At 54.8% G+C, this 1525-nt stretch carries 2 protein-coding genes and 1 pseudogene; 1 reads left to right on the top strand and 2 read right to left on the bottom strand.

What is annotated here, in order from left to right; all coding sequences use genetic code 11:
* On the top strand, positions 1–454 hold a 454-nt coding region (locus NG42_RS23300; protein WP_052898039.1), incomplete at its 5' end, for a DMT family transporter.
* A gap of 57 nt (positions 455–511) precedes the next feature.
* Here NG42_RS23300 and NG42_RS03890 read toward each other — a convergent pair.
* Together NG42_RS03890 and NG42_RS23295 are read right to left on the bottom strand one after the other, a co-directional pair.
* Entirely contained in the window at positions 512–1060 is a 549-nt protein-coding gene (locus tag NG42_RS03890; protein ID WP_052897954.1) for a TorD/DmsD family molecular chaperone, read from the bottom strand.
* A gap of 36 nt (positions 1061–1096) precedes the next feature.
* A pseudogene (locus NG42_RS23295) lies at positions 1097–1525 on the bottom strand (phosphatase); the annotation flags it as partial.

Raw genomic sequence — 1525 nt, 5'->3', positions numbered from 1 at the left:
AGCAGGCTGGGCGGTAAGTAATCTGATCGTCAAAAAATCACCGCCGATTAAACCGCTGACCATGACCGGCTGGATCTCGTTTCTGGCGATTCCGATTGTCGGGCTGGCTTCATATCTGCTGGAAGCCGATCAGTTCAGCACCCTTGCGCACGCCAGCTGGCGCGGCTGGTTCGGCATTCTGTATAGCGCGATTGGCTCGTCAATTGTCGCCTATTCGCTGTGGTACGCCTTACTGAAGAAATATAACGTCAACCTGATTATGCCCTACTCCCTGCTGACGCCAGTGCTGGCGGTTATTATGGGCGTGATGGTGCTGGGCGACAGCATGAACAGATTTAAAGTGATCGGCGCGTTGTTGGTGATTATCGGCACGGCAATTTCGGTGGTCAATCTGCGCAATTTACGGATGCACGCGCGCTTTCCGCGGCTCTCCAGGCTGCGTAAATCGCGTTAAATCACTTACGGCGGCAACAGGGTCAGTTAACGGGCGGCAACCCTGGTGCCCCGGAGATTATTTAACCTCTGCTAACTCGTCGCGCATCGCCTGAATCGCTTCACGACTGATGGCCGCCAGCGTGCGGTAAAACGGCGTGCTGGCGTGGGCTTCCACTTTGCCGAGAAAGGCACCGCACCACGGCATCAGATAGTCATCAAACAGTGCGATTTGCGCCTGAATCTCATCCTCTTGCGACTGATCTTCCAGCCACGAAGCCGCCAGCAGTAATGCACCAATATGATCGGCTGGCGCATCGCTTAATGGCATGCCACGCTGCTGCAGAAAACTGCGCACCTCAGCTTCCTGCGGTCCATTTTCCCACTGCGAGCCATACGGGGAAACCTTGCACTCGCTGCCAACAAACAGCGCATTATAATCTGCGGCCAGCGTCTGCGGATCGCTGTGCTGTTGCAGGCGCGTTAACAGTTCATCCTGCTCCAGCGGCCAGTGCTGCTGCAACTTGCCCTCCCGCAACAGGGTAAACAGCGGCACCAGCAGAGGATCCTGCGGCTGACGGTTATACAGCGAGCCGAGAATGCGGCAAATGATGGAAAACTCATTCATTCAATTCAGTCCAGTGAGAGATTAAAAGTGACAGGGTCACAAATCAGCAAATTCTTCTATCTGTTTGCCGGTGCGCATTGCCAGAAAATCCAGCAAACGGCGCGGCGTGACATTTAACACGCGTTCTTCAGGAAAATCCACTTCACGCATAATCCGCAGGCAGTGCTCAAAGTTACCGAGGGTAAACGCGGTATGGGAATCGGAGCCGAAGGCAAGGCGTCCACCGGCATCACGCACAGCAGCAGCAATCGCCCGGCAGTTAGGCTCACTGCCCGAACGCGATGTGGTAAATGAGGAATTATTGATTTCCAGCGCCACATTATATCTGGCGGCGGCTTCGGCAATCGCCGGAATATCAACCGGGAATTTCGGGTTACCCGGATGGCTGATAATATGCACATCGCCATTGGCCATCGCGGCAATCATCGCTTCGGTATGGGTGGCTTTATCCTGCGGTGCAAACAC

This window comes from Winslowiella iniecta (genome assembly GCF_001267535.1).
GTDB classification, from domain to species: Bacteria; Pseudomonadota; Gammaproteobacteria; order Enterobacterales; family Enterobacteriaceae; genus Erwinia; species Erwinia iniecta.
The sequence above is the reverse complement of the archived record's forward strand: the minus strand, read 5'-3'. Positions and strand labels throughout refer to the sequence as shown.